The organism is Paraburkholderia terricola (assembly GCF_003330825.1).
Lineage (GTDB): Bacteria > Pseudomonadota > Gammaproteobacteria > Burkholderiales > Burkholderiaceae > Paraburkholderia > Paraburkholderia terricola.
Window position 1 is genome coordinate 1,814,613 of record NZ_CP024942.1, and the last position, 24,788, is coordinate 1,839,400.

Sequence of the window (24,788 nt, forward strand, 5' to 3'; positions counted from 1 at the left end):
ATAACGGACTATTGCAAGGTTCTGTGTCCGTACAACCCGCCGATACGTTGCAATACGAATCCGCGCTCGAACCGCGCACGCGCGGTCACTTTTGCGCCAGCAATGCCTTGATCGCCGACTCGGTTTCGGCGTAATCGCCTTCGCCGAAGTGTGTGTAGACCACCCGTCCTTTCTTGTCGATCAGGTAGAGCGCGGGCCAATACTGGTTGTGATAGGCGCTCCACGTCGCGTACTCGTTGTCCTGCGCGACCGGGTACGTAATGCCGAAGCGCTTGATGGCGGTCTTGACGTTTTCCGTGCTGCGCTCGAACGGATACTCGGGCGTATGCACGCCGATCACCGCAAGACCCTGATCCTTGTATTTCTGATTCCAGCTTTTGACGTAAGGCAGCGTGTGAATGCAGTTGATGCAGGTGTAAGTCCAGAAGTCGACGAGCACGACCTTGCCGCGCAACTGCTGCAAGGTCAGCGGCTCGCTGTTGAGCCATGTGTCGATGCCGGTGAATTCCGGCGCGGGGAGGCTCGTGGCGGGCGTGTCGGCCAGCGCGGCGCCGCTGCTGGCCGCGGCGGCGGCCAACACGGCGGCGGCGGTCAATGTCTTGAGCGTGGTGACCATATCAAAGTCCTTAAAGTGCGCAAGGGTCGAAGGGAGTGGCATGGCTGCTATTGAAACGCCCGCACGTATCCGGCTTGTGTCGGCGAAACCCCGCCTGTGCAATGTTTTGTGTAGCGCGGCAGGCCGGATACATTGGGACACAATTCGCGCGTGACGCTCCGCTATAACGCAGTCATCGCTTATCGAGGGGAGCCGTATGAGTCACGAAAGCCACGAACCGCTGAAGGGAGCCTGTCATTGCGGCGCCGTCCGATTCGAAGTGCGCACCGCCGTCACGCCTGCCGCCCGCTGCAATTGCAGCCTGTGCCGGCGCAAGGGCGCGCTGATGACGCCGCCGTTCGCGGCGGGCGCGCTGAACATCCTGAGCGGTGAGGACGCGCTCACGCTGTATCAGTTCAATACGCGCGTCGCCCGGCATTACTTCTGCAAGCATTGCGGCATCTATCCGTTTCATCAGACGCGCAAGGACCCGCACCTGTGGCGTGCGAACATCGGTTGCCTTGAAGGCGTCGATCCGTATACGCTGGATGCCGGCGTCAACGACGGTGCGAGTCTGTCCGTCGTGGAGGACGCATGAAGCGGCTGCTTGCGATCCTCGCCTTCCTCGCGGGCGGCGTCGCGGCGGAAATGGCGCACCCCGTGCAGTGCGAACTGGTCAATGCGAGCCGGGTGCAGATGAAACGCAGGAGGCAATGAGCTGTCGATGGAAACCACCGACCACGTGCTGATCGTCGACGACGATCGCGGCATCCGCGAACTGCTCGCGGGCTATCTGGAGAAGAACGGCATGCGCGTTTCGCTGGCCGCCAACGGCCGGCAGATGCGCGCCGTGCTGGAGCACGGCGCGCCCGATCTGATCGTGCTCGACCTCATGATGCCAGGCGAGGATGGCCTCGTGCTGTGCCGCGAACTGCGCGCGGGCAAGTTCCGCGCGGTGCCGGTGCTGATGCTCACGGCGCGCAACGAGGAGGCGGACCGTATCGTCGGGCTCGAAATGGGCGCGGACGACTATCTGCCCAAGCCCTTCGCCGTGCGCGAACTGCTGGCGCGGATTCGCGCGGTGCTGCGCCGCGCGCGCATGCTGCCGCCCGGCATGGAGGTCACGGAATCGGCGCAGATGCTCGCTTTCGGCGACTGGCGGCTCGACACCACCGCGCGCCATCTGCTCGACGCCGAGAACACGATGGTCGCGTTGAGCGGCGCGGAGTACCGTCTGCTGCGCGTGTTCCTCGATCATCCGCAGCGCGTGCTCACGCGCGATCAGCTGCTCAATCTCACGCAAGGCCGCCAGGCCGATGCCTTCGACCGCTCCATCGACCTGCTGGTGAGCCGGCTGCGTCAGCGTTTGCGGGACGTGGCGCGCGAGCCGCGCTACATCAAGACGCTGCGCAGCGAAGGCTATGTGTTCAGCGCCGCCGTGACGCATATCGAAGGCCCGCAATGAACGCGCGTTCGCTGTTGCGCTGGCCGCGCAGCCTGTTCGCGAGGCTCGCGCTGATCCTGTTCGTCGGCCTCGCGCTCGCGCAGACGCTGTCGTTCTGGTTGACCATGACCGAGCGCGATCAGACCATGACCAATGTGATGATGGGCTATATCGAACGCGAGGTCGCCAGTTCGGTCGCGCTGCTCGATCATTTGCCGCCCGCCGAGCGCGACGCCTGGTTGCCGCGGCTCGCGCGGCGCAGTTACAGCTTCATGCTCGAGCCGGGCGTGGGCGGCGGCCCGCCCGATGCGCGGCTGTCGGCGCGCGCGGCGGAATCGATCGCCGAAGGCATCGGCAAGCGCTATGCGTTGACGGCCAACGCCGTGCCCGGCGAGGCCGAGCATCTGCAGGTGCACCTGAAGCTGAGCGACGGCGCGCCGCTCACCATCGACATGCACCCGATGTCCGGCGCGCCTTTGTCGCGCTGGCTGCCGCTGGTGCTGGCGCTGCAACTGGCGGTGCTCGCCGCGTGCTGCTGGCTGGCGGTGCGGCTCGCCACGCGTCCGCTCGAACGGCTGGCGCGGGCGGCCGATACGCTGGGCCCCGACCTGAAAGCGGAGCGCCTGCCGGAGAACGGACCGGACGAAGTGGCGCGCGCGGCAAGGGCGTTCAATGCGATGCAGGACCGCGTGGCGACCTACATGACCGAACGCATGCAGATTCTCGCGGCGATCTCGCACGATCTGCAAACGCCGATCACGCGCATGCGTTTGCGGGTCGACGTGATGGACAACAGCGCAGAGGGCGCGAGACTGCAGCAGGATTTGCAGGAGATGGAAACGCTGGTGAAGGAGGGCGTGACCTACGCGCGCACGCTGCACGGCGCGACCGAGGTGCCTTGCCGGATCGACCCCGACGCGCTGTTCGACAGCCTCGTGTGCGATTACGTCGACGCGGGGCAGGACGTGTCGCTGAACGGCCGCATTTCGACCGCGCTGGTCACGCGGCCGCAGGCGCTGCGCCGGATCGTCGGCAACCTGGTCGACAACGCGCTGAAGTTCGGCGGCGCGGCCGAGATCGGGCTGGCCGCGGCGGGGAACGGGCAGGTCACCGTGTCGGTGCTCGACCGCGGGCCGGGCATACCGGCTGAATCGCTGGAGGCGGTGTTCGAACCGTTCTACCGGCTCGAAGGGTCGCGTAACCGGCACACGGGCGGCACCGGGCTCGGCCTTGCGATTGCCCGCCAACTCGCGCTGGCGATGGATGCGACGCTGACCTTGCACAATCGTCCGGGCGGCGGGCTGGAAGCGCGGCTGGTGTTGAAGAACCTCGGGTAGTGGCGCGGGGCCAGGACGGTCGATGTCGGGACGGCGCGCGAAGGCGGCCCGGCTTTCTAACCGCGCTGGCCAAGCCCCGCGAAATCGACGCTCCTCGCTTCGCAAGCCTGGGTGAACACCGCGTCGTAGCTCGAGAAAAACACCGTGCGCGTTCGGGCGAGCATCCTGAACAGATCGACCAGCGCGGCGCGCGCGGCGGCGTCGAGCCCGCCGACCGGTTCGTCCGCGATGAGCACCCTGGTCTCGCCGAGCGCGGCTGCCGTGAGGAACATCTTTTTTCTCGTGCCGAACGACATCTGTTCGAAGCGTTTGTCGAGATGCGGCGTGAGACCGAAGCGCTCGGCCAGCGCCAGGATATCGCCGCCGACCGCCGCGTTTCTCGCCGAAGCCACCGCGTTCAGATACGCGCGACCGGTTTGATCGGGGTACGTCATGCAGTCTTCCGGCACATACGTCAGCAACGATTTCGCCGCGGCCGGCGCGGTGCGCAGCGAATGCCCGCCGATCCAGACTTCGCCCGCGTCGGGCTCGATCGTGCCGGCGATAATGCCGAGCAAGGTGGATTTGCCGCTGCCCGATTCGTCGTCGAGGGCCACGCAGCCGGACGTGCTGTCGTAGCGCAGTCCTTCGAAGAGGATGCGATCGCCATAGCGCTTGCTGAGGTTGTCGAATCGAAGCATGGGTTGGAGCGGGCTCGGCGAAGAATTGCGATGGTGCGCAGTGTAGCAGCGCGAGTTTTTCGCCTGCGGATCGGGCCGATCCAAGGGCGGCTAAAGTCGCGTGTTTCAAGACCGTTAATGCGGAGAGGCCGGCACGGAAGCCGGGTCTCTTCCGTCATCTTCCCGAACCCTTCGACAGACGCTTCAAGCGCCCCTCATGCACACTGCCGCCGGAAACACGGCTACGCCGTCCCGCGCCGAACTTCGACGTATCGTCACGGCGATCGTGATCGGCAACGGCTTCGTCGCCTACGACTTCACCGTCTACAGCTTTTCGGCCGTCATCATCGGCAATCTGTTCTTTCCGTCGGACGATCCCGGCTCGTCGCTGCTGCTCTCGCTCGCCACCTTCGGCGCGGGCTTCGTGATGCGCCCGCTCGGCGCGCTGATGATCGGTCACATTGCCGACAGCCACGGCCGCAAGGCCGGCCTCACCGTCTCGCTCGCGCTGATGACGCTCGGCACATGGCTGATCGCGTGCCTGCCCGGCTATGCGTCGATCGGCCCCGCCGCGAGCGTGCTGATGGTGCTCGCGCGCCTGATGCAGGGGCTCGCGGCGGGCGGCGAGATCGGCCCGGCGTCGGCCTCGCTGATGGAGTCGGCGGGCCGTGGGCGCCGCTGCTTCATGGCGAGCTGGCGCGGGGCCAGCCAGGGGGCGGCCGCCTTCGCCGCCGCGCTGGTCGGCGCCGGCACCACCGCGCTGCTGTCGCCCGCCGCCATGCACGACTGGGGATGGCGCATTCCGTTCGTGCTGGGCGGGCTGATCGGTCCGGTGGGCTGGTATTTGCGCCGCCGCATGCCGGCCGGCGCGCCGCCGCGCCGCGCACGGCTGAATCCGCGGCGCATGTTCGCCGAGCACACGCGCCCGCTCGTCTGCGGAATTCTGATGATGGCGGCGCCCTCGGTGAGCATCTACCTCACCGTGTTCTATATGCCGGCCTACCTCGTTCGCACGCTGCATCGGCCGCCGGTGGTCAGCCTGCTGACGGCGTGCCTGTCGGGCGTCGCGATTCTCGTGGCGACACCGCTCGTCGCACGCGCGGCCGACCGGCTCGCGAGCCGCAAGACGCTGCAATACGTGTCGCTGGCGGCGTCGCTCATCGCGGCCTGGCCGGTGTTCTGGGCGCTGACTCACGGCGTGAGCGATCTCGCCGCGCTGGTCATCATCACGGCCTACGTCGCGCTGGCGGTCAACAACGCGGGCGCGAGTTCGGTGCTGATGATGGAGGCGTTTCCCGCGCATCGGCGCGCTAGCGGCGTGTCGGTGATCTACAGCTTCGGCGTCGTGCTGTTCGGCGGATTTTCGCCGTTCCTCGTGACGTGGCTCATCAATCTGACGGGCGATCCGATGATTCCGGCGTGGTATCTGATGGGCGCGACGGCACTCGCGCTGGCCGCGCTGAAGCAGTTCCCCGAGAGCGCGGCGCCGCAGGCGCGCACCGCCTGCGCCGTGCCCCGGCCGCCGCTCTGATTGCTACGCCGGGGTGCCTGCTTGCAGGGCGAGTGCGCGCCCGCGCATGTCCTGCGGACTCATGTCGAAGGCGCGCCGGAACGCGCGCGTAAAGTCGGACGCGCTGTGAAAACCCAGCCCATAGGCGATTTCCGCCACCTGCAACTGCGGGAAGCGAACCAGTTCGTCCGCGGCTTCCCGCAGCCGGCGATTGCGGATATAGGCGCCGAGTCCGCCCTCGTGCTCGAACCAGCGATAGATCGTCGCGCGTTTCAGTTGCAACGCCTGAACCACACGCGTGGGCGTGAGTTCGCCGTCGTGCAGGTTGGCTTCGACGTAGCGGCGCACGCGGCCCATCAACGCCGCCTGTAGCGCGGCGCGGTCCGCGCCCGTCAGGCGCGCCTCCTGGCGAAACACGGCGGTCAGCAACTGCGCGCCGGCGTGCAGGGCCTCGCTCGCGCTGCCCGCATCGAGCCTGGGGATTTCCCTGGCAAGCGCGGCCAGATGATCCAGCGCGAGGCCGGTGAGCGGCGAGCCTTGCTGAACGATGCGGCCGTGAAGCGCCGCGCCGTCGCGCAATTCCTCGTCGACGATCGCGGCCGGTACGAACACGCTCAGCAGGCGGCACCGGGGGCGTTCGACGCGAAACGGCTGGTTCAGATCGAACGCGACGATGCCTTGCACCGAGCCCGGCGCGCTGCGCTTCCTGTGCATGCCCTTGACGTGGCCGATTTCTCCTTCGAGAAAGAGCTGGAAGACGTAATCGCGCCGCGAGTCGGTGGAGACGCGGGCCACCGAGCGTTCGAGCAGCATCGGATCGGTGCGGCAGTCGGTAAACACGATGCCGCCGACCGCATACAAATCGATTTCACCGCGAAATCCCCCGGCGATCCGCTCTTTCGACGGCGGGGCGTCGACCACATGGCCCACGCGCTGGCGCCAGGCCAGAAATTGCTCGCCGGGCGCGAGTTCGTGCGTGCTGAAACGGTTCACCGAGACGACGGAGCGCGAATCGGCCGTGGCGGCCGCGGCCAGATGTGGCGGCAAGGTGCGCTGGTTCATGGGTCCGATGCGGCAAGCGGGGGATGCGGCGGCGGGCGGTATTTCGGCTGCCGTCGCCGGAATTTGAGACGGATGGTAAAGCCTAACAAAAAACCTACGTTAATGTCACACGATTAGCTGCAGATCGTTTTCGCCGACGGCGCGGCCGAAATCCACTGCCCGGTCCCGTGAAATCGCAACTGCGCGATCACAGAGCGTTGGTTCGCCGCGGCGCGGAGGCGAGGTCCACGCCTGGCCAATCTGGCAATTCACCGGGGCATGGAACGATGAACGGCACGAAGCGGCAACCGGGCGGGCGGTATCCGGCGAGCCTGGCGGACATACAGTTGGAGCATCTGGAGAACATGGTCGAGTACCTGTCGCGCGAGGGCGGCGCCGGCGTACCGTATCCGCTCGGCCAGGACTACTGGGAAAAACGCATCCGCGCGCTCGAAGAGACGCATGAGCTGATTGGCAGCCAGCGGCAACGTCTCACCAGACTTCTGACGAGACTGGGTAACGAAGCGCCGGTCGCGAACCGTGGACGCGAAGGTTGAACAGCAGATTGACAGCGCGAGACCAGATCGATGCCGGCCTGCATCGAAAATAAAAACGAAGAGCCTGGGAGAGAAGCGGCGATGATGCGAACGGGCCCGAAGAGGCCCGTCGCTCATTGGTGCGGGCGTCGAACGCACGCCTTCGAATAAAGCGGCTTCGCGAGCGCGGCCATGCAGCCGTTTTCCTCGATCCCAATCGACTCCAATCGAGTCTATTTGCCGTAAATCTGACCGCTTTTAAATAGGGCGCGGCTAATTGTAGGTATCCAAAGTACACAGCGAATAGAGGGCTGCTAAACTGTGCCCGGAGCAGCGTATCTCGTATTTCAACCGATCGCTCGTTCCCTAAAAATTCCGGCGGGCGCAAATCCCCGGATAGACGGTGGAAATGGGCTTTTTCCGTGATTTGGAAAAAGCGGCGCCACGGCATACTCACCTGCATGAGTGCCGCTAAAAGGGCGCAGGCCTGGGGCGCTCTTCAGGCTGCAGGGTGTCGCAGCAGTCGATCCCCACACATCTCTACTCCTCTGACTTTTACAAGTATTGGGGCTCGCTTTGAGCCCGTTTTTGGAAGTGACTCATGAAGCCGGGAAAGAACTCGCTTGGGAAAAGACGCGCACGCAAACTCGCGATTGCGGTAGGTGCGGCGCTCATCGCCGCGTTGCTCGCATTCAGCTTCTGGCATCACCAGCAGCGCAACGCGCAAGCCGCACCGGCGCTGACCGGCGTCGCACAGGACATGCGCCACGATCCGTCGGCGTGGACGCGCGAAGAGAAAGACGCGTCGCAAATGATGCGTGATGTGCGCGGCGCCAACGTCGCGGCGATCGGCGTGAGTCCGAACGCGATCCTGGTGTCGAGGCGCGACGGCTCGAAGTACTTCGTCACCGATAACAATGCGGCGTTCTCGCATGCGCTGCTGCTCGACGAACCCAAGTCCGGCGAGGCCGCGCCGTATCAACTCGTCTGGCTTCCCGATGCGGATATCCGCACCGGCGGCGCCACCTGGATTCGCGTATTCGAGCAGACCCGCGACGCGATCAGCGTGCTGCTGCCGCTGCTGCTGATCGGCGGCATGGTGTGGTTCATGCGCCGCGAGATGCGAGGCGGCGCGCAGTTGCTCAGCAAGGCGCCCACGCTGCGTTTCGACGACGTGATCGGCGCGGGCGAAGCGAAGGCCGCGCTCGCGGACATTCGCGGCTATCTGTCGGACCCGAAGCAATTCACGTCGATGGGCGTGCGCGCGCCGTGCGGCATTCTGATGGTGGGCGGTCCGGGCGTCGGCAAGACGCGGCTCGCGCAGGCGCTCGCGGGCGAGTGCGGCGCGAGCTTCATCTCGATCACGGGCAGCTACTTCAGCGCGAAGTACTACGGCGTCGGCATTCAGAAGGTCAAGAATCTGTTCGAACTCGCGCGCAAGAACGCGCCCACGGTGATCTTCATCGACGAGGCCGACGGTCTCGCCAAGCGCACCGATACCGGCGGCGGTCCGGTGGAGGCCGAGAGCAATCGCATCATCAATCAGTTGCTCGCGGAAATGGACGGCTTTGCTTCGAACGAAGGCGTCATCATCGTCGCGGCGACCAACCACCCCGACAATCTGGATGAAGCGTTGCGCCGGCCGGGCCGTTTCGATCGCACCGTGCAGGTTCGTTTGCCCGATCGCGAGGACCGGGCGAAGATCTTCCGCTTCTACGCGGAAAAGCTGAAGTCGAAATCCGCCGACATCGACTACGATCAACTCGCTCGCCTCACCACGGGCCTGTCTCCGGCGACGGTCGCGATGGTGGTGAATCAGGCGGGGCTCGTCGCGCGCAAGGCCGGCGACACGGAGATCGCCTCGAAGCATTTCATGGAAGCGATCAAGATTGCGCGCATCGGCGACGTGAGCGGCGCCGAGCGCGCGCTGAGCGAGGATGAACGCACGCGCATCGCCGTGCACGAAGCAGGGCACGGTCTCGTCGCGGCGCTGCTCGGCACGGGCGTGCTCGAAGAGGTCACGATTCTGCCGCGCGGCGGCGCGTTGGGCGTGGCGCTCATCACCAAGGCGCAGGACAAGCACCTGTACCGCGAGACCGAGATTCGCAACGAAATCCAGGTGTTGCTCGGCGGGCGCAATGCCGAAATCCTCACCTTCTCCGAGGCATCGAGCGGCGCCGCGTCGGATTTGCAGGAGGCGTCGCGCATCAGCCTCGACATGGTTTCGAAATTCGGTTTCAACAGCGACGGCGACCTGTTCAGCCTCGCGGCGCTGCCCTCGCAGTACGCGGGTCTGCAGATGAAGAGCGCCATCGAGCACGCGAATGTGCTGCTCAAGGAGTTGAACGAACTCTGCTACGGTCTGCTGCACGCTTACGAACCGGTGCTGCGGGCCATCGCGGACGAATTGCTCGAACAGGAAACGGTGCCCGGAGAAACGGTCTATCGGTTGATCCGGGAACACAAGAACTCGCTCAAGATCGTCCACGAGCCGGCCGCCGCCTGAAGCGGATTTTGTAGAGCGCGGGGTCTCACGCGAAGTCGGAAGGGCCGGGCGGCGGCACGCCCGGCGGCGTTTCGGTTTCGCCTAACGGGTTGTGTTTGGCCTCGTCGTCGTGCGGCGGGGTTTCGCCTTTTTCCGGCAACGGCTGATCGAGGCCCGGCTCGACTGGCGTGGGAAATGCGTCGCCAACGGGCTTGGAGACCTCGGTGGGCGGGCCGCCGGGGTCTTCATCAGGCTTCTGCTCCTGTTCGTTCGGGGGATTGGGCATGTTTGCCATGACGAATCTCCGGTTGATGTGATGCCCTCATTCGTCAGCAACGCCTGTGCCACCCTCGCCGCATAGGCGGTCTTATCAAACGGCGTCGGAAGCGGCGCCGTCCTCCCTCAACGTGGGCTCATTGCGAGCCGCGCGCGCGATAGGTGCTTGCGCCGCGGCGGGATTTGTCGCGTCAGCCGGCGCACGCCGCGTCTTCAGACGAAGGATCGGCTCTTCGATCAGCCGCCACGACAGCAGCGCTATCGCCAGCGAAATCGCAAACGACGCGATGATGCCCGCGACATGCGCCCACATCGGCACCGCGCCGCCGAAGAACGCCACCGCATGATGGTTGCGGGTCAGGTCGGGAATCAGGTTGTGATAAAGATAAAAACCGTAGCTGACGCGCCCGAAGCCCACCAGCCAGCCGGTTTCCAGCAGGCCGATCACCACCGCGTTGCGGCAGCACGCAATCGAACAGACCAGCGCGGCGATGCAGAGGCCGTATAACGCGCTCACGGCGGTGAAAGCGAATGAACTGTCGAACTCGCTCCACGCCGGTTCGGTCGCGCAGAAACCCACGAGGCACAGACTCAACACGAACAGCGTCGCGCCGTGACCGAGCCAGGCGCGCAAGCGGCTCGTGTTGCCCGCGATCATCAGGCCGCCGATGCCGCCCAACGCCAGCAGCCAGAAATTCGTCAACGGGTGCGTGTAGATGGTGATTTCCTGCCAGTGCGCCGCGCGCATCGCGAAGAGCGACACCAGTCCGGCGGCGATGATCGCGAGGCATACCGCGCGATGCCGCCGCGCCGCGAGCAGCAGCAATAACGGCGCGAACACGAGATAGAACTGCTCCTCGATCGCGAGACTCCACAAATGCGAGTAACGCCCCGGCCAGTAATGCAGCACGGAGCCGATCCAGACGTTCGACAGATACGCGAAGTGAAACGGCATGCCGCTCGCCAGTTCGGGACTCGCGATGCCGAACGCCATTAGCACGCACATCACGATCAGCATCAGGTAGTAAATCGGAAAGATGCGCAGCGTGCGGCGGAACAGGAAACGCTTGAGCTCGGCGCCGAACCGGCTGGCGTTTTTCTCGATGCGCGCGCGCTGTGCGGAGAGGATGCCGATGATCAGAAAACCGCTCAGCGCAAAGAAGATCCATACGCCGAGATGGCCGATCTCGCCGATGTCGCCGAACAGGCGGTGCTGAAAAAATACCATCAGGACCGCGATTGCGCGCAGTCCGTCGAAGCCGGCAATTCTGTTGTTCATGTGGTCTTCTTCCAGAGCGAAGGCGGCGCGCGCGGCGCTGCGCTTCAGGGCGGTAGTGGAAGGACCGGCGCGCATCGGTGACGGCAAAGTCAGCGGCGGCGAATAGAAGGCGTCGCAATGACGCTCGGCGAGCCGGCTGATCGCGGATCAGCGGCAGCGTGTCCGGTCCACATGAGTGGCCGCCGTCGAAGGGTGGCATCGCTCGCACTGCGCGATGTCCGACGGGCGTGCGTGAATTCATCCTACGATGAAAAAAAGCGAAAAAAATCGCATAGGCGGTTCAGGGATTTTTTTTTGCGGCTATTAGCGGCGGCATTGGCGTTTTGAACGTCGAAAGCCGCAAATCTTTCCGCAAACCGGGTGCGTGAAGCCCCACTCTTACCGCACGCCGACAGTTGAATTTCAACTCGCCGCCACGCGGTTCGATGTGTCAGGCGAGTTGTCAGCGAGCGCCGCGACGCTGCACGGCGCCGGCGGAAACGTTCTATTCTGGTCGCTTCGTATGACAAACAGCGAGCGACATGTGCGGCTCTCACCGCGCGCCGCATGCGCGCGCGATCCAGCGAGAACCCGAATGGAAACACGCCACGGGCGCCCCGAAGGAAGTCCCCGAACGGGACGTTCGATCGAAGTGGATTTCTTCCGCGGCATCGTCCTGCTCGTGATCGTGCTGGATCACATTCCCGGCAGCACGCTGTCGCATCTGATGTTGCACGCCTACGCGTTGTGCGACTCCGCCGAAGTGTTCGTGTTTCTCGGCGGCTATGCATCGGCGGCGGCGTATACGGCGGTGCTCGCGGGTCGTGGCGAGAGCGCGGCGAGAATGCGCTTCGTCAAACGCTGCTGGGAAATCTATCGCGCCTATCTGTTGACGGCGGTATTGACGCTGCTCTCCGGCGCGGTGCTCGCGCTGCTGCGCCTGAATCAGCCGATGGTCGAGCTCACCCATTGGCAGCCGTTCGCGGCCCAGCCGCTGCGCGAAGCGTTCGATATCGCGTTGCTGCGGCGTCAGCCGTATCTGTCGAGCGTGTTGCCCATGTATATGCTCTACGCGCTCTGCGTGCCGTTCGCGGTGCCGCTCGCGCGCCGCTCCGCGCTCCTGGCGCTGGCCTCGAGCGCGGCGATCTGGGCGCTCGCACGGCCGCTCGCCGCGCTCTTCGCCATTGACGACATGGCCGAGTGGGCTTTTAATCCGTTTGCGTGGCAGTTGGTGTTCGTACTCGGAATCCTGTGCCGCGTGCAGCCGATCAGCGAGCGCTTTCACGCAGGCGGCACCGCGCGCTGGTTCACGCGCGTCGCGGTGATCGCGGTGCTGGCGTTCGCTATCATCCAACTCTTCGTGCTGACGCAACCGCTGCCCGGCGCCTTTAAACAGAACCTGTCCATCTACCGCGTGATCAACTTCATCGTCATTGCCTGGCTTGCCGCGCAGTTCGTGCGCATGGGCAGCATCGCGCGGCTCGCACGGCGGCTGCCCGCCGTGGTGGCGGTCGGCCGCACCGGGCTCGTGTGTTTCGTCATGGGCACGCTGGTGTCGTTGGTCGTCGATACGGCCACGCCGCATGCGTTGCACGGTTTTCGCGGCGTGCTGATCGGACTCGGCGGCGATCTGGTCGCGATCGGCGCACTCCTGATGATCGCGCGTGGCTGGAGCGGCTGGAAAGGGCAGCATGCGCGGGCGGTCGCGAGCGGCGCGGGTTGCGGATGAGCGCGTATCGGCGCGGTGCGCGCGGTAGGCGGGATTCGCGCACGGCCCGCTGGGTCGTCGGCGCGCTGTCGTGGCTGAGCCTGGGCTTGAGCTTGAGCTTGAGCCTGGGCGTGCGGCCCGCGCTGGCCGCGTCGACGGAAGCGCCGCTCGCGCTGCGTTGCGCTGGATTCGCGGGCGCGGTGCTGCCGGCCGAACTGATCGCATTGCCGACCGCCGGCGCGCTGATCGAGAGCGCGGTGATGGTCGGCGCCACCGCGCCCGGCAATCAGCAAGGCGGCGAGTTTTGCCGCATCACCGGCCGCATCAAGGGGCTGAAGGCCGACACGCCCGATATCCGTTTCGATCTGAATCTGCCGCGCCGCTGGAACGGCCGCGCGCTGCAAATCGGCGGCGGCGGCTACAACGGCGTAGTGGTGAGCGGCACCGGCGTGATGCCGTTTTCGCCGGATCGCGCGCCGCTCGCCCAAGGCTATGCGACTTTCGGCGACGACTCGGGGCACGTCGGCGATTCGTCGCTCGCGGTGTTCGGCCTCGTCGACGAAGCCGTGACGAACTTCGGCTACGCGCACCTGAAGAAAACGCACGACGTGGCGGTTGCATTGATCGCGCGCGCGTACGGTCAGCCGCCGCAGCGCATGTACTTCGCGGGCGGCTCGACCGGCGGGCGCGAAGGCTACACGGTCATGCAGCGCTTTCCCGACGACTACGACGGGGTGATCGCCAATTCCCCCGCGCTCAATTTTTCCGGCGTGCGGCTGCTCGGCGTGAAGCTCGGCCATGCGGAATACGCGACGCCGGGCGGCTTCATTCCACCGTTGCTGCTCGAACGCGTGTATCAACGAACGATCGCGGCTTGCGACCGGCTCGACGGCGCGGCGGACGCCATCGTCAGCGACGTCGCCGCTTGCCGCGCGCACGAAGCGGAGATCATCGCGTCGTTGCGCTGCGCGGGCCGCGCGCCCGCGACCGACGAATGCCTCACGGACGCGCAACTCGCCACCTTGCTCGTGATGCGCGACGGCCTTTCGCTGCCGTACCGGCTGGCGTGGGACGTGACCGGCTATCGCGGCTACAACATTTTTCAGGGCACGCGTTTGAACGGCACGCTCGGGCTCGGACATCAGGCGGCGCGTTTGCCGGTGCCGACGTTCCTCGCCAACGGCTACCTGTTCGCGCAAGGCGACGGCTACGTCCGCTATTTCGTCGCGCGGGACGCCGGCTTCGATTCACTCAGGTTCGATCCGCAAGCTCCGGGCAAGTATCGCCAGCAACTGGTCGCCTTGTCGCAGACCATCGGCTCGATGAACCACGACCTCGCCCGCTACATTGCGCGCGGCGGCAAGCTCATCACGCTGCAAGGCCTCGCCGACGAAGTCATCAGCCCCAATCAGACGATCGCCTACTACGACGCATTGGTCGAGCGCTTCGGCATCGACCAGGTCAACGGGTTCATGCGGCTCTACATGGTGCCGGGTTTTCAGCACGGCGGCGGCGCGTTCATTCCCTCGGTGGATCTGTTGGGCGCGCTCGACAATTGGGTCACGCGCGGCGCGGCGCCCGAAACCTTGACGGCGACCGACATCGCGGCGGCCACCAATGGACGCTCGCGTCCGTTGTGCCGTTATCCGCTGTTTCCACGCTACGCCGGCAAGGGCAACGTGAATCTCGCCGCCAGTTTCGTGTGCGCGGAACCGTGATGCGTCTCACGCGTAGTGCTTGAAAAAACCACAAGGGCGTTGAAAGAGAAAACCTGTCCCGGTGGCCGGCGCCGATCGTTCGTTTGCAGCTCGACGAAAGAGGGCGGCGGCGCCCGTTTTAGGCGCCGCCGCCCCGGTTGCACGGGATCGGCTCGATAGAGCGTCGCTTGCGGTTACTGGCTGCCTTGCGTCGCGCCGCTCGTCCCGCGATTCATGTCGTCGCTGGTGCCGCTGCGCGTACCGTTCTTCATGCCTTTGTGCATGCCGCTGTTCGAACGGTCCGTCGGCAGGCTGTTGGGCGTGGCGCCGGTGCCGGTGCCCATGCCGCCGCCGGTGCCGGTGCCGGTCACGCCCGGCGAGCCATAGCCCGAATCGCTCGGGCTCTTCATCGTGCCGGGGCCGACGCCAGGTGTCGCGGTGCCGGTCACGCCCGTCGTGCCGCCGCCCGCGCCCACGCCGGTGCCGCCGCTGCCGGTCCCGCCCGCACCGCCGCCGGCCTGTGCATACACGCCGCCCGACAGCGCCATCACGAGCGCCGAAGCAAGGATTGTCCTGGTCATGTGTTTCATGGTTCACCTCCATGGAGTCGGATTGATGCCACGCAAGCGCATGTCGCTCGCATGGACGAACTGCCGCAAGCGATGTGCCCCGGACCGAACGGTGCGTCGCGGACAACGCGGCGGCGCGGCCCCGCACGCGCCGCTTGCGCGGGTTCGAATCGAATCCGGGGCTGCGCGGCAGCGTGTCTTGAATCGAGCATGGCGCGTTCCCGAAACGGTGCTTCGGAAGCCATTGAACCGCTGTGGCAGGCGCGTGGCCGCGACGTGTTCCGGCACCAGAGAGCGCTTTTCGGGCGCGCCGCGACGTCGCGCTGCACGCTTTGCCACTTTCCATTACATTGCGGGTGCGGTCGCGTGCTCGCGACGCTTTTTCCAATCAAATTACGGTGTCTGCCATCATCGAATCCATGCAGCCAATCGTCTCGGTCACCAATCTGTCGAAAACCTATGCCAGCGGTTTTCATGCACTGAAGAACATCAATCTGGCCATCAACCGAGGGGAAATTTTCGCCTTGCTCGGGCCGAACGGCGCGGGCAAAACCACGCTCATCAGCATCATCTGCGGCATCGTGAATGCGAGCGAAGGCCGTGTGACGGTGGACGGCCGCGACATCGCGGCGGACTATCGCGGCGCGCGTTCGCTGATCGGCCTCGTGCCGCAGGAACTCACCACCGACTCGTTCGAAACCGTCTGGGCCACCGTCTCGTTCAGCCGCGGACTGTTCGGCAAGCCGAAAAACCCCGCTCACATCGAGAAGGTGTTGCGCGACCTGTCGCTGTGGGAAAAGCGCGATAGCAAGATCATCACGCTGTCGGGCGGCATGAAGCGCCGCGTGCTGATCGCCAAGGCGCTCTCGCACGAACCGCGCGTGCTGTTCCTCGACGAACCCACCGCCGGCGTGGACGTGGAGTTGCGGCGCGATATGTGGAAGCTGGTGCGCTCGCTTGCCGCGAGCGGCGTGACGATCATCCTCACCACGCACTACATCGACGAAGCGGAGGAGATGGCCGACCGCATCGGCGTGATCAACGCGGGCGAGATCATGCTGGTCGAGGAAAAGACGGAGTTGATGCGCAAGCTCGGCAAGAAGCAGCTCACGCTGCAACTCGAGAGTCCGCTCCACGAGTTGCCGCCCGCGCTGGCCGGCTACGGGCTCGATGTCGCGAAGGGCGGCAACGAGCTGATCTACACCTACGAGGGCGATGGCGGGCGCACCGACATCATCGCGCTGCTCAAGGCGCTCGACGACGCCCGCATCCGCTTCAAGGACCTGCATACGACGCAAAGCTCGCTCGAAGACATCTTCGTCAGTCTGCTCCGGGGTAACCAATGAACATTCATGCAATTCGCGCGATCTACAAGTTCGAAATGGCGCGCACCTGGCGCACGCTGATGCAGAGCATCATCGCGCCGGTGATTTCCACGTCGCTTTACTTCGTCGTGTTCGGCGCGGCGATCGGCTCGCGCATCAAGGAAGTGGACGGCATCAGCTACGGCGCGTTCATCGTGCCGGGCTTGATCATGTTGTCGCTGCTGTCGCAAAGCATTTCGAACGCGTCGTTCGGGATTTACTTTCCGCGCTTTACCGGCACGATCTACGAGTTGTTGTCGGCGCCGGTCTCGTATCTGGAGATCGTCGTGAGCTACGTGGGCGCGGCGGCCACCAAGTCGATTCTGCTCGGGCTGATCATTCTCGCTACCGCGGGTCTGTTCGTGCCGCTGCAAGTGCAGCACCCGTTCTGGATGATCCTCTTCCTGGTGCTCACCGCGGTCACGTTCAGTCTGCTCGGGTTCATCATCGGCATCTGGGCGGACAGCTTCGAGAAGCTGCAACTCGTGCCGCTGCTGATCATCACGCCGCTCACGTTTCTCGGCGGCAGTTTCTATGCGGTCAATATGCTGCCGCCGTTCTGGCGCGCCGTGACGCTGCTCAATCCGATCGTTTATCTGGTGAGCGGATTTCGCTGGAGCTTCTATGGACTCGCCGATGTGAACGTCGAGGTGAGTCTCGGCATGACCGCGCTGTTTCTGGCGGTGTTTCTGGCGATCGTCGCGTGGATCTTCAAGACCGGTTATCGGCTCAAGAGTTGACGTGGGAGCGGGCGGACGTGACGGCGCTTGCCGTCACGTCACTTCGCGTCACTTCGCGTCACGTCCATCGGCTATGACACGTAGGCTTGCGCGACGTTGATCAACTGCACGCGGTTGCGCACCTTGAACAGTTGCCGCAAACGCCGCAGATGGTAGTCGACGTTATGCGGCGACAAGCCGAGGAAATAGGCGATTTCCTTGTCGCGCTGGCCCTGTACGACTGCCTTCAGCACCGCATGCTGCAAGTCGCTCAGCGCGACGCGCGGCGGCTGCGCCGGCGCGATGCCGATCACGCTCCTCGCGTGCGTCCAGATGAATTCGTGAATCGTGTGCGCGAACATCAATGTTTCGGCGACGATCGATTCCGTCATCCAGCGCGGATTGCCGATTTCCGAATTGAAGCACAGGCTTGCGCTCAGTTCCGGCTCGGGCAGCGGCATCTGCGTGAGGATCCCGCTCTTGCGCCCGTTCGCCTCCAGCATGTCGATCAGGCCGCCGAGCCGCTCGCTGCGCAGTTGCGCGCGCGGCAGGTCGGCACGCATGTCGGCCGTGCTCCACAGAAGCGGCATGCCGGTCGGGGAGGCGAGCGCCACGCGCGGGTCGAGCTCGAAATAACGCTCGCGGAAATAACGCGTGAGCCACGCCTGCGACTCGTAGCTGGTCAGCACGAACATCGTCTTGTGATGCGCGGTGGTGCGCGTGGCCGAATAGCTGAACGACTCGAAGCCGAGCTGCTTGATGCGCCGCCGCACGAACTCGATGCGGTCCTGCGCGCTGCCGAAACGCACCAGCGGACTGATGACCGGCGCCCGCCGCGCGGCGGGCGAGGGAGCGAGCGACGGCGTGCCGATCTCCTCTTCGGTGAAGAGCGTGAGAAAACCCGCGGGCGCCATGCCTGCGGTGCGGTTGGGTGTCCTGGATGCTTCAGCCGCGTGGGCCGATTTCTCGCGTGGCCGCGTGCCGGCCGGGTAAGCCGGTTGCGCGGTCAGCGCCGAGTTGTATGCCGCCGATGCCTGCCCGGCTTCGCCTTGCGGCGAGCCGGTCAGCCAGTGCGGCAGCGTATCGCATTCGTGTTCCATGAAACGGTAGCTCCGGCGTTCAGAACGCATGAAGGAAGACAAGCTGAATGATTAGCTATTTCCAAAAATTACGGTAGCCGGTTCCTTGCTATCATTTTTGGGATCTTGCGCTGACAGCAGGCCGGCAATGCGGCTGTGACAGGTTTTCTCATCTGCATACGGCACCTCCCTCGTAATGGACGACGTGATGGCACGAATTCCGAAGCTGACAACGACGCTCGCCTACGACCGCTACATGGCGGGCCAGAAACTGGTGTCGAGCGTGGAGCGCCCGTGGCGGCACCTGGTACTGCGCTCCTATCTCGAACCGGTCGAGCAGGAACTGCTGGAGGCGCCCGGCTTGCAGGACCTCACGCTGATGACGCTCGGCAGCGGCGCCGAACATCTCGAGCGCAACCTGAACGGGCGCTGGGAGAGCGCCGAGCTGCGCGTGGGCGACGTGTGGTTCGTGCCGCCCGCGCCGATCTCGTGGCGCTGGCGGTCGACCAGCGATGAGCCGCTGTCGACCGTCCATTTGCATATCGAGCGTGGCCTGATCGACAGCGTCGCCGATCAGATGGAACTCGACGGCTCGCGCGAGCTGTCGCTTGGCGACGCAATGCAGTTCAAGGATCCGCTGGTCGCCGCGATGATCGACGCGTTGCACCGCGCCGCGGCCGATCCGGCCGACTCGCGTCTCTATGTGGACGCGCTGGTTCACGCGCTCGCCGCGCATCTTCTGCAGCATTACTCGCGCGGCCGGCAAGCGCGGGGTGCCATGCCTGCACAGCGGCCCGACAGGCTGGTGCCGCGCCGCATCCGCCGCGTGACCGACTATATCCGCGCGAATCTGGCCGCCGATCTGGCGATCAGCGAACTGGCCGCGCAGGCCGGGTTAAGCAGTTTTCATTTTGCGCGCGTGTTTCGCCGCGAGACCGGGGAAACGCCCCATCAGTTCGTCACGCGCTTGAGGCTCGAGCAAGCAGCGAGGCTTTTGCGCGCCACCGGGCAGACGGTGCTGCAGATTGCGATTGCAGTTGGTTTCGAGAGTGCCAGTCATTTCTCCGTGCAGTTCAAGCGTGGCTACGGCGTGACGCCGCTTGCCTACCGGCTGCGCGGCTGAAGTACGGATTGCGCGGCTGGAAGTGGCCGGTTGCCCGGCAGGCGATGTCTGAGCGGCGAGCCGCCGGTGGGTGCGGGACATGGACCCCGCCAATGTCTTTTTCCAGGGCCGGCGACGCTGCTCGGCCGCACGACCCCACCGCAGGCGCTGCGGCTGGTGGCCGGCTATGTTTTGCCAGCAAGGCGCAAAGCGCGCAAAGTGCAACGCGCCGCCTTGCTGGAAACCACGTACGTTGCACAGTGTGCTGCGCATTGCGCGGCTTGCAAACTACGAACTTTCGTGACAGTGCCGCGGCCGGACCTGGCATGGCCGTGCCGTGCCGGGGTTACGGCCGTCTTTCGCGCGTGGCCTTGCTGCCTGGTGCAACTGGCCTGACGGCATGGACGGGAACTGTATCTGTCGAAGCCTTGCATCGGACGACAGAATAGCGGGCTTGCCCCAAAGCGCATGGCACGCGGGCGCGGCAGGTTCCAACGGGCGTCTTTCCGATCATTCCGTTCCACGGCCACGCCGCCACACCAGGATATCTAGCGATGCCCCGACTCCGAATCACTTCCTGCGGTTATGTGTTTATCGCCGAAACGCATCCCGACGCGCCGCAAACCGTGGCCGCCTTTCAGAAGCTGCTGCCGTACCGTCAGAAGATCATTCACGTGCGCTGGAGCGGCGAAGGCTGCTGGGTGCCGCTCGGCGACTTCAAGCTCGAGAACGACGGCGCCGCGGTCGGCTTCGAGAATCACACGAGCCATCCGTCGGTTGGCGACATTCTGTTTTATCCGGGCGGCTTCAGCGAAACCGAGATTTTGATTGCGTACGGATCGTGCTGCTTCGCGAGCAAGATGGGGCAACTCGCGGGCAATCACTTTCTGACCATCGTCGAGGGCAAGGACAAGCTGCGCGAACTCGGCACCAAGGTGTTGTGGGAAGGCGCGCAGGACGTGGTGTTCGAAAAGATCTGAAACACCGGCGGCGTCGGCGGGCGCGGGCGGCATCGGGACCGCGCTCGCGAACCGTGGAGCCGCTGACATGAAAGCGCGGGTCGACGACCTGTTCGCATACTCGATGGCGCCTGGGCGGCAAAACATCCGCTCGCGTTGGTCTCGCCCTCCGCCCGGTCCGGGCGCTGCTTCCATCTCGCCGTCGAGAAAACGGCTGACCATCTGACTCCGTTCCCACCACGAACCACTTCTCCCTGAGCGCGAGTGACCGGCCCTCGAGGGTGGCGCGTGACGCCTGCGCTTACGTTAAAGAATTTCGCCGCGCGTGAATTGGCGTTTTCTGCGGTTGTCATTTGAGACAAATTAGGCTTTATCTTGGGTTTGCCTAATTTAATTTAGTTTGAATTAAGAGGTTTGGCATTTTCCGTCTTAAATCCATTATGCCGTTTGTGCTAATTAAAGCTAAAAATTAGCTTTTAGGATTAATCGTATTCGCGATATTGCGCCGTGACGGCAGACTGCCTCCATCGCCTTTATCGGCCGAGTGAAAGCGCGATGCGATCTTGGTTCCTTTTGTTTTATAGCGTGGAATTGAGATTGCATAAGAAAAATCTCGGTAAATGAACTTTCGATTAAAAGATTGGGAGGAATGTTGAACCGGACTTATAAAACCGTATGGAATAGCGCCACTCGCACCTACGTCGCGGCTTCTGAAATGACGAAGAGCAGGGGCGCGAAAGGCGCGTCCGCATGCACGACACTGATGGCCGCTGGTGGAGGGCTTTTGAGCGCGTTGGCGTTTTCGCTGCCGGCCGGCGCCGCGGAATGCGAGTCGCCGGCGCAATACTGTTCGAGCGCCGCGGAGGCGCTTGCGGCTCAAACCGGAGACGGGGTCACGCCGCCCGCCAACGATGCGGCCACCCCCGCGGAGTTGATTGCCGCGATCAATAACGCAAGCATATTCGCCAGCAATCCGATCGTTGCGCCGGCTACCCAGCCGGCGGTTGTCGCATCGAGCCTGGCTGCCATGCCCGCGCCGCTCGCAAGCGCGCCGGTGACCGACTATATTGCCGTCAGCCCGAATGTGGTCGGCGGCACCAGCACCAGCACAACGAGTTCGCTGAACGCAATGGCGATCGGGCCCGCCGCGGCGGCGAGCGGCATCAACGCGCTGACAGTCGGCGCCGGTTCCGGCGCCGCCAAGGACGGGACCACGGCGGTGGGCTCGGGCGCATTCGCGGTGTCGGCGAACGCGACCGTGATCGGTGCGTATTCGTCGGTGGCAGCCAACGCGGATAATTCGGTGTCGATCGGGTACTCATCCCGTTCGAGCAAGGTCAATGCGACGTCCATTGGCTCCTTCGCTAGCGCCGCCGCAAACGGTGCCGTCGCCATCGGCTACAAAACATTTATCCCGTCTTCCGGGGCGGATTCAGTGGTGCTGGGTTCCTATTCCTCGGCCACCGCAACGGGTTCGGTGGCGCTCGGCACGGGCGCGGTGGCAGACCGCGTCAACGTGGTGTCCGTGGGCAACCTCGCGCAAGGCCGGCAGATCGCCTATGTCGCGGCAGGCACGTTGCCTACGGATGCCGCCAACGTCGGCCAACTCTCGAGCGTGACCGGGGCGCTCGGCGGCGGCGCGTTCATTGACCCGGCAAACGGCGCGGTCGTCGCACCGGTCTATACGGTCGGCGGCGCGACCTACAACGATGTCGGCGCCGCGCTGGCGGCGGTCGCATCGGGCAGCGCGGTCGAAAGCGCGGATTCGCTGCGCTACGACACCGCGAACCATGACGTGGCGACGCTGGGCAACCCCGGCATGCCCGTCAAACTGACGAACGTCGCGGACGCCGCGCTGAACGCGGAGAGTTCCGACGCCGTCACCGGCGCGCAGCTTTACGGCACCAATCAGGCAGTCGCGCAAAATACCGCCGACATCACCAACATCAGTAACGGTAGCGCTGGCCTGCTGCGGCAAAATCCGACCTCGCGCGACCTGACCGTCGCAAAGGACACGGCCGGCAAGCGTGTCGACTTCACGGGCACCGCGGGGCCGCGTGAACTGCTCGGCGTGGCCGCGGGTACGACCGCAAGCTCCGCGATCAATCTGGGCCAGTTCAGCCCGGCTGTCGCATCGCTTGGCGGCGGCGCAACCGTCAGTGCCAGCGGTTCGGTAACCGGCCCGACGTATCGCGTGCAAGCCGGCACGCAAACCACGGTGGGCGGCGCGCTCAGCTCGCTCGACACGGGCCTGACGTCGCTGGAAACCCGAATCAATAGCGGCACCGTCGGTCTGGTCACGCACAATCCGAGTACTCGCGACATTCTGGTTGGCGCGGCCATGTTCGGAACCCGCGTCGACTTCGCCGGCGCGAGCGGCACCCGCGTGTTGGACGGCGTGGCGGCCGGCGCGGTCAACGACGCCAGCAGCGAAGCGGTGAACGGCGCGCAACTTCAGGCGAACACCGCGAGCACGGCTGCGGCGCTGGGTGGCGGCGCCCGCGTCGCCGCGGACGGAACGGTCACGCGCCCCGTCTACGACATCGGCGGAAAGACATACGGCGACGTGGGTGCCGCACTTGCGGCGGTGGTCTCGGGCAGCACGGAGGCTGGAGCCGATGCCGTTCGATACGATTCGGCCGAGCACGCTTCGGTGACATTGGGCGGCACTGCGCCGGTACAGGTGACGAACGTGCGCGCCGCCACGCTCGACGCAGCCAGTCTCGATGCCGTCAACGGCGCGCAACTGTACGAGACCAACGAGGCCGTCGCGCGGAACACGGATGGCATCACGAACCTCGGCCAGCGCGTCACCGACAACACCACGAATATCACCCACCTCGACGCGCGCACCACGACGATCGAAGGGAATGTGAGCCACATCGCGAACCAGATCACGAACGGTGAGCTCGGACTCTTGCGGCAGGATCAGGAGTCGCGCGATCTCACCGTCGCGAAAGACACGGACGGCGCTCGCGTCGACTTCGGCGGCACTGCCGGCTCCCGGGAGTTGATCGGGATTGCGGCGGGCACCACGGATACGTCGGCGATCAATCTGGGCCAGTTCAAGCCGATGGTGACCGCGCTTGGCGGCGGCGCGCAGATCAACGCCGACGGTTCGGTGACCGGCCCCACGTACCAGGTTCAGGGCGCCACGCAAACCACCGTCGGCGACGCGCTCGGCTCGCTCGACACCAGCCTCACCACGTTGCGGCAGAACATGGAGACCGGCGGCATCGGCATCGTCACGCAAGATAGTCTGTCGCGCGTGATCAACGTCGGCGCGACGACCGACGGCAATCTGATCGACATGGCCGGCACGGCAGGCAATCGGGTCGTCACCGGCGTAGCGCGAGGCGCGGTCAGCGCGAGCAGCAACGATGCGGTCAACGGTTCGCAACTGCACGCGCAGGCAGCGAGTACGGCTGTCGCGCTCGGCGGCGGCGCAACCGTGAATGAGGATGGATCGGTGACGGCGCCGTCGTACAGCGTGGGCGGTGCGGTCGTGAGCAATGTGGGCAGCGCCATCACCAACCTGGACGGCCGCGTGACGCAGAACAGCAGCGACATCATGAATCTGCAAACCTCCGTCGGCAGCATCAGCGGGACGGTGGCGAATGCGGTGCAGTACGACAGTTCGGCTCATGACAAGGTCACGCTCGGAGGCACCGCTGCCGACGCGCAGAAGGTCCAGCTAACCAACCTGAAGGACGGCGATATATCGGCCACGAGCAGCGATGCGGTGACGGGTGCGCAGCTCTGGAGCACCAACCAGCGGATCGGCAATCTCGATCAGACGGTGCGGAATAGCCAGCAGAACGGCAGCGCCTATCTCGCCACCAATAGCTCCGGTAACGCGGCGCAGGCGATCGGCAACGGTTCGGCGGCGATCGGCGGAGGCGCGATAGCATCGGCGCCCAACGCAGTGGCGGTCGGCGAGGGTTCGGTGGCCGATCAGACGAACACGGTGTCGATAGGTTCAGCCGGTAACGAGCGCCGCATCACCAACGTCGCGGCGGGACAGGCGCCCACCGACGCCGTGAACATGCAGCAGTTCCAGGGCAGCATGAGCGACATGGCGCGTAACGCGTATTCGGGAACGGCGTCGGCTATCGCGCTGGGCATGGTCCCCGAAGTCGACGCGAACAAGAACCTCGCGGTCGGTGTCGGCACGGCCGGCTACAAAGGCTATCAGGCGGTGGCGGTTGGCTTGTCGGCGCGCGTCACGCAGAGTCTGAAGCTGAAACTCGGCGCGGGCATCAGTTCAGCCGCGACAACCGTCGGCGCCGGTGCGGCGTATCAGTGGTAGGAGAGAGGCGGAAGTCGGACGCGCCTTGACCGGCGCGGGTGATCCGCAGTGAGTCAGCGCCGCAGTGAGTCAGCGGCAATGAGTCAGCGGCAGTGAGTCAGCGGCAGTGAGTCAGCGTGAGCGACTCAGCGGCAGCAAGCC

The 24,788-nt window shown here is 65.0% G+C and carries 21 protein-coding genes; 14 read left to right on the plus strand and 7 right to left on the minus strand.

Going from position 1 to position 24,788, the window contains the following annotated elements; genetic code table 11:
- Positions 1-85 precede the first annotated feature (85 nt).
- A complete protein-coding gene (locus tag CUJ90_RS26700) occupies positions 86-616 on the minus strand; it encodes a thioredoxin family protein (protein WP_073428529.1) in 531 nt (176 codons plus the stop codon).
- A 196-nt stretch (positions 617-812) separates the two neighbouring features.
- Here CUJ90_RS26700 and CUJ90_RS26705 point away from each other — a divergent pair, with 196 nt between their 5' ends.
- The 4 genes from CUJ90_RS26705 to CUJ90_RS26715 are packed head-to-tail and all read left to right on the plus strand — an operon-like array spanning position 813 to position 3,376.
- Positions 813-1,193: a GFA family protein gene (locus tag CUJ90_RS26705; protein WP_073428528.1), complete on the plus strand. Its 381-nt coding sequence runs from the start codon at positions 813-815 to the stop codon at positions 1,191-1,193.
- Positions 1,190-1,312 carry a hypothetical protein gene (locus tag CUJ90_RS33660; protein WP_268801990.1) on the plus strand — a complete coding sequence of 41 codons (123 nt, stop codon included), beginning with the start codon at positions 1,190-1,192 and terminating at the stop codon, positions 1,310-1,312. The genes CUJ90_RS26705 and CUJ90_RS33660 overlap by 4 nt, the downstream gene beginning before the upstream one ends.
- Positions 1,313-1,319: 7 nt before the next feature.
- Entirely contained in the window at positions 1,320-2,060 is a 741-nt protein-coding gene (locus tag CUJ90_RS26710) for a response regulator (RefSeq protein ID WP_073428527.1), read from the plus strand.
- A complete protein-coding gene (locus CUJ90_RS26715; protein ID WP_073428526.1) occupies positions 2,057-3,376 on the plus strand; it encodes a sensor histidine kinase in 1,320 nt (439 codons plus the stop codon). Before CUJ90_RS26710 ends, CUJ90_RS26715 begins: the two co-directional genes overlap by 4 nt.
- 56 nt (positions 3,377-3,432) lie before the next feature.
- On the opposite strand, the gene CUJ90_RS26720 is transcribed toward CUJ90_RS26715, so the two are convergent.
- Positions 3,433-4,056 carry an ABC transporter ATP-binding protein gene (locus CUJ90_RS26720; RefSeq protein ID WP_073428652.1) on the minus strand — a complete coding sequence of 208 codons (624 nt, stop codon included), beginning with the start codon at positions 4,054-4,056 and terminating at the stop codon, positions 3,433-3,435.
- A 196-nt stretch (positions 4,057-4,252) separates the two neighbouring features.
- Between CUJ90_RS26720 and CUJ90_RS26725 the strand changes: the two genes are divergently transcribed.
- Positions 4,253-5,566: an MFS transporter gene (locus CUJ90_RS26725; RefSeq protein WP_073428525.1), complete on the plus strand. Its 1,314-nt coding sequence runs from the start codon at positions 4,253-4,255 to the stop codon at positions 5,564-5,566.
- A gap of 3 nt (positions 5,567-5,569) precedes the next feature.
- On the opposite strand, the gene CUJ90_RS26730 is transcribed toward CUJ90_RS26725, so the two are convergent.
- Positions 5,570-6,607: a helix-turn-helix transcriptional regulator gene (locus tag CUJ90_RS26730; protein ID WP_114164236.1), complete on the minus strand. Its 1,038-nt coding sequence runs from the start codon at positions 6,605-6,607 to the stop codon at positions 5,570-5,572.
- Positions 6,608-6,873: 266 nt separating this feature from the next.
- Between CUJ90_RS26730 and CUJ90_RS26735 the strand changes: the two genes are divergently transcribed.
- Together CUJ90_RS26735 and CUJ90_RS26740 are read left to right on the plus strand one after the other, a co-directional pair.
- Positions 6,874-7,143: a hypothetical protein gene (locus tag CUJ90_RS26735; RefSeq protein ID WP_114164237.1), complete on the plus strand. Its 270-nt coding sequence runs from the start codon at positions 6,874-6,876 to the stop codon at positions 7,141-7,143.
- 580 nt (positions 7,144-7,723) lie between these two features.
- Positions 7,724-9,628 (plus strand): ATP-dependent metallopeptidase FtsH/Yme1/Tma family protein, encoded by a 1,905-nt coding sequence (locus CUJ90_RS26740; RefSeq protein WP_073428522.1) that lies wholly within the window; start codon positions 7,724-7,726, stop codon positions 9,626-9,628.
- Positions 9,629-9,653: 25 nt separating this feature from the next.
- On the opposite strand, the gene CUJ90_RS26745 is transcribed toward CUJ90_RS26740, so the two are convergent.
- Together CUJ90_RS26745 and CUJ90_RS26750 are read right to left on the minus strand one after the other, a co-directional pair.
- A complete protein-coding gene (locus CUJ90_RS26745) occupies positions 9,654-9,902 on the minus strand; it encodes a hypothetical protein (RefSeq protein WP_073428521.1) in 249 nt (82 codons plus the stop codon).
- Between the two features lie 75 nt (positions 9,903-9,977).
- Positions 9,978-11,162, minus strand: coding sequence for an acyltransferase family protein (locus tag CUJ90_RS26750; protein WP_114164703.1), 1,185 nt, complete (start codon positions 11,160-11,162; stop codon positions 9,978-9,980).
- Between the two features lie 574 nt (positions 11,163-11,736).
- On the opposite strand from CUJ90_RS26750, the gene CUJ90_RS26755 reads away from it, so the two are divergent.
- Positions 11,737-12,870, plus strand: coding sequence for an OpgC domain-containing protein (locus tag CUJ90_RS26755; protein WP_073428520.1), 1,134 nt, complete (start codon positions 11,737-11,739; stop codon positions 12,868-12,870).
- A complete protein-coding gene (locus CUJ90_RS26760) occupies positions 12,867-14,567 on the plus strand; it encodes a tannase/feruloyl esterase family alpha/beta hydrolase (protein WP_114164238.1) in 1,701 nt (566 codons plus the stop codon). The genes CUJ90_RS26755 and CUJ90_RS26760 overlap by 4 nt, the downstream gene beginning before the upstream one ends.
- 173 nt (positions 14,568-14,740) lie before the next feature.
- Here the strand turns inward: CUJ90_RS26760 and CUJ90_RS26765 are convergent, their stop codons facing one another.
- Positions 14,741-15,136, minus strand: a complete 396-nt coding sequence (locus tag CUJ90_RS26765; protein ID WP_114164239.1) for a hypothetical protein — start codon at positions 15,134-15,136, stop codon at positions 14,741-14,743.
- A gap of 398 nt (positions 15,137-15,534) precedes the next feature.
- Between CUJ90_RS26765 and CUJ90_RS26770 the strand changes: the two genes are divergently transcribed.
- Both CUJ90_RS26770 and CUJ90_RS26775 read left to right on the plus strand, forming a co-directional pair.
- Positions 15,535-16,461 carry an ABC transporter ATP-binding protein gene (locus tag CUJ90_RS26770; protein ID WP_114164240.1) on the plus strand — a complete coding sequence of 309 codons (927 nt, stop codon included), beginning with the start codon at positions 15,535-15,537 and terminating at the stop codon, positions 16,459-16,461.
- Complete coding sequence (locus CUJ90_RS26775) at positions 16,458-17,219, plus strand: ABC transporter permease (protein WP_073428516.1); 762 nt, start codon at positions 16,458-16,460, stop codon at positions 17,217-17,219. Before CUJ90_RS26770 ends, CUJ90_RS26775 begins: the two co-directional genes overlap by 4 nt.
- Before the next feature lie 71 nt (positions 17,220-17,290).
- On the opposite strand, the gene CUJ90_RS26780 is transcribed toward CUJ90_RS26775, so the two are convergent.
- On the minus strand, positions 17,291-18,298 hold the full coding sequence (locus CUJ90_RS26780; protein ID WP_083081331.1) for a helix-turn-helix transcriptional regulator: 1,008 nt from the start codon (positions 18,296-18,298) through the stop codon (positions 17,291-17,293).
- Positions 18,299-18,485: 187 nt separating this feature from the next.
- Between CUJ90_RS26780 and CUJ90_RS26785 the strand changes: the two genes are divergently transcribed.
- The 3 genes from CUJ90_RS26785 to CUJ90_RS26795 all read left to right on the plus strand — a co-directional run bounded on the left by CUJ90_RS26785 (position 18,486) and on the right by CUJ90_RS26795 (position 24,647).
- Positions 18,486-19,400, plus strand: a complete 915-nt coding sequence (locus tag CUJ90_RS26785) for a helix-turn-helix domain-containing protein (protein ID WP_114164704.1) — start codon at positions 18,486-18,488, stop codon at positions 19,398-19,400.
- A 533-nt stretch (positions 19,401-19,933) separates the two neighbouring features.
- Complete coding sequence (locus tag CUJ90_RS26790) at positions 19,934-20,359, plus strand: DUF3830 family protein (protein WP_114164241.1); 426 nt, start codon at positions 19,934-19,936, stop codon at positions 20,357-20,359.
- Between the two features lie 628 nt (positions 20,360-20,987).
- Positions 20,988-24,647, plus strand: a complete 3,660-nt coding sequence (locus CUJ90_RS26795) for a YadA-like family protein (protein ID WP_114164242.1) — start codon at positions 20,988-20,990, stop codon at positions 24,645-24,647.
- The last annotated feature ends 141 nt before the right edge of the window (positions 24,648-24,788 follow it).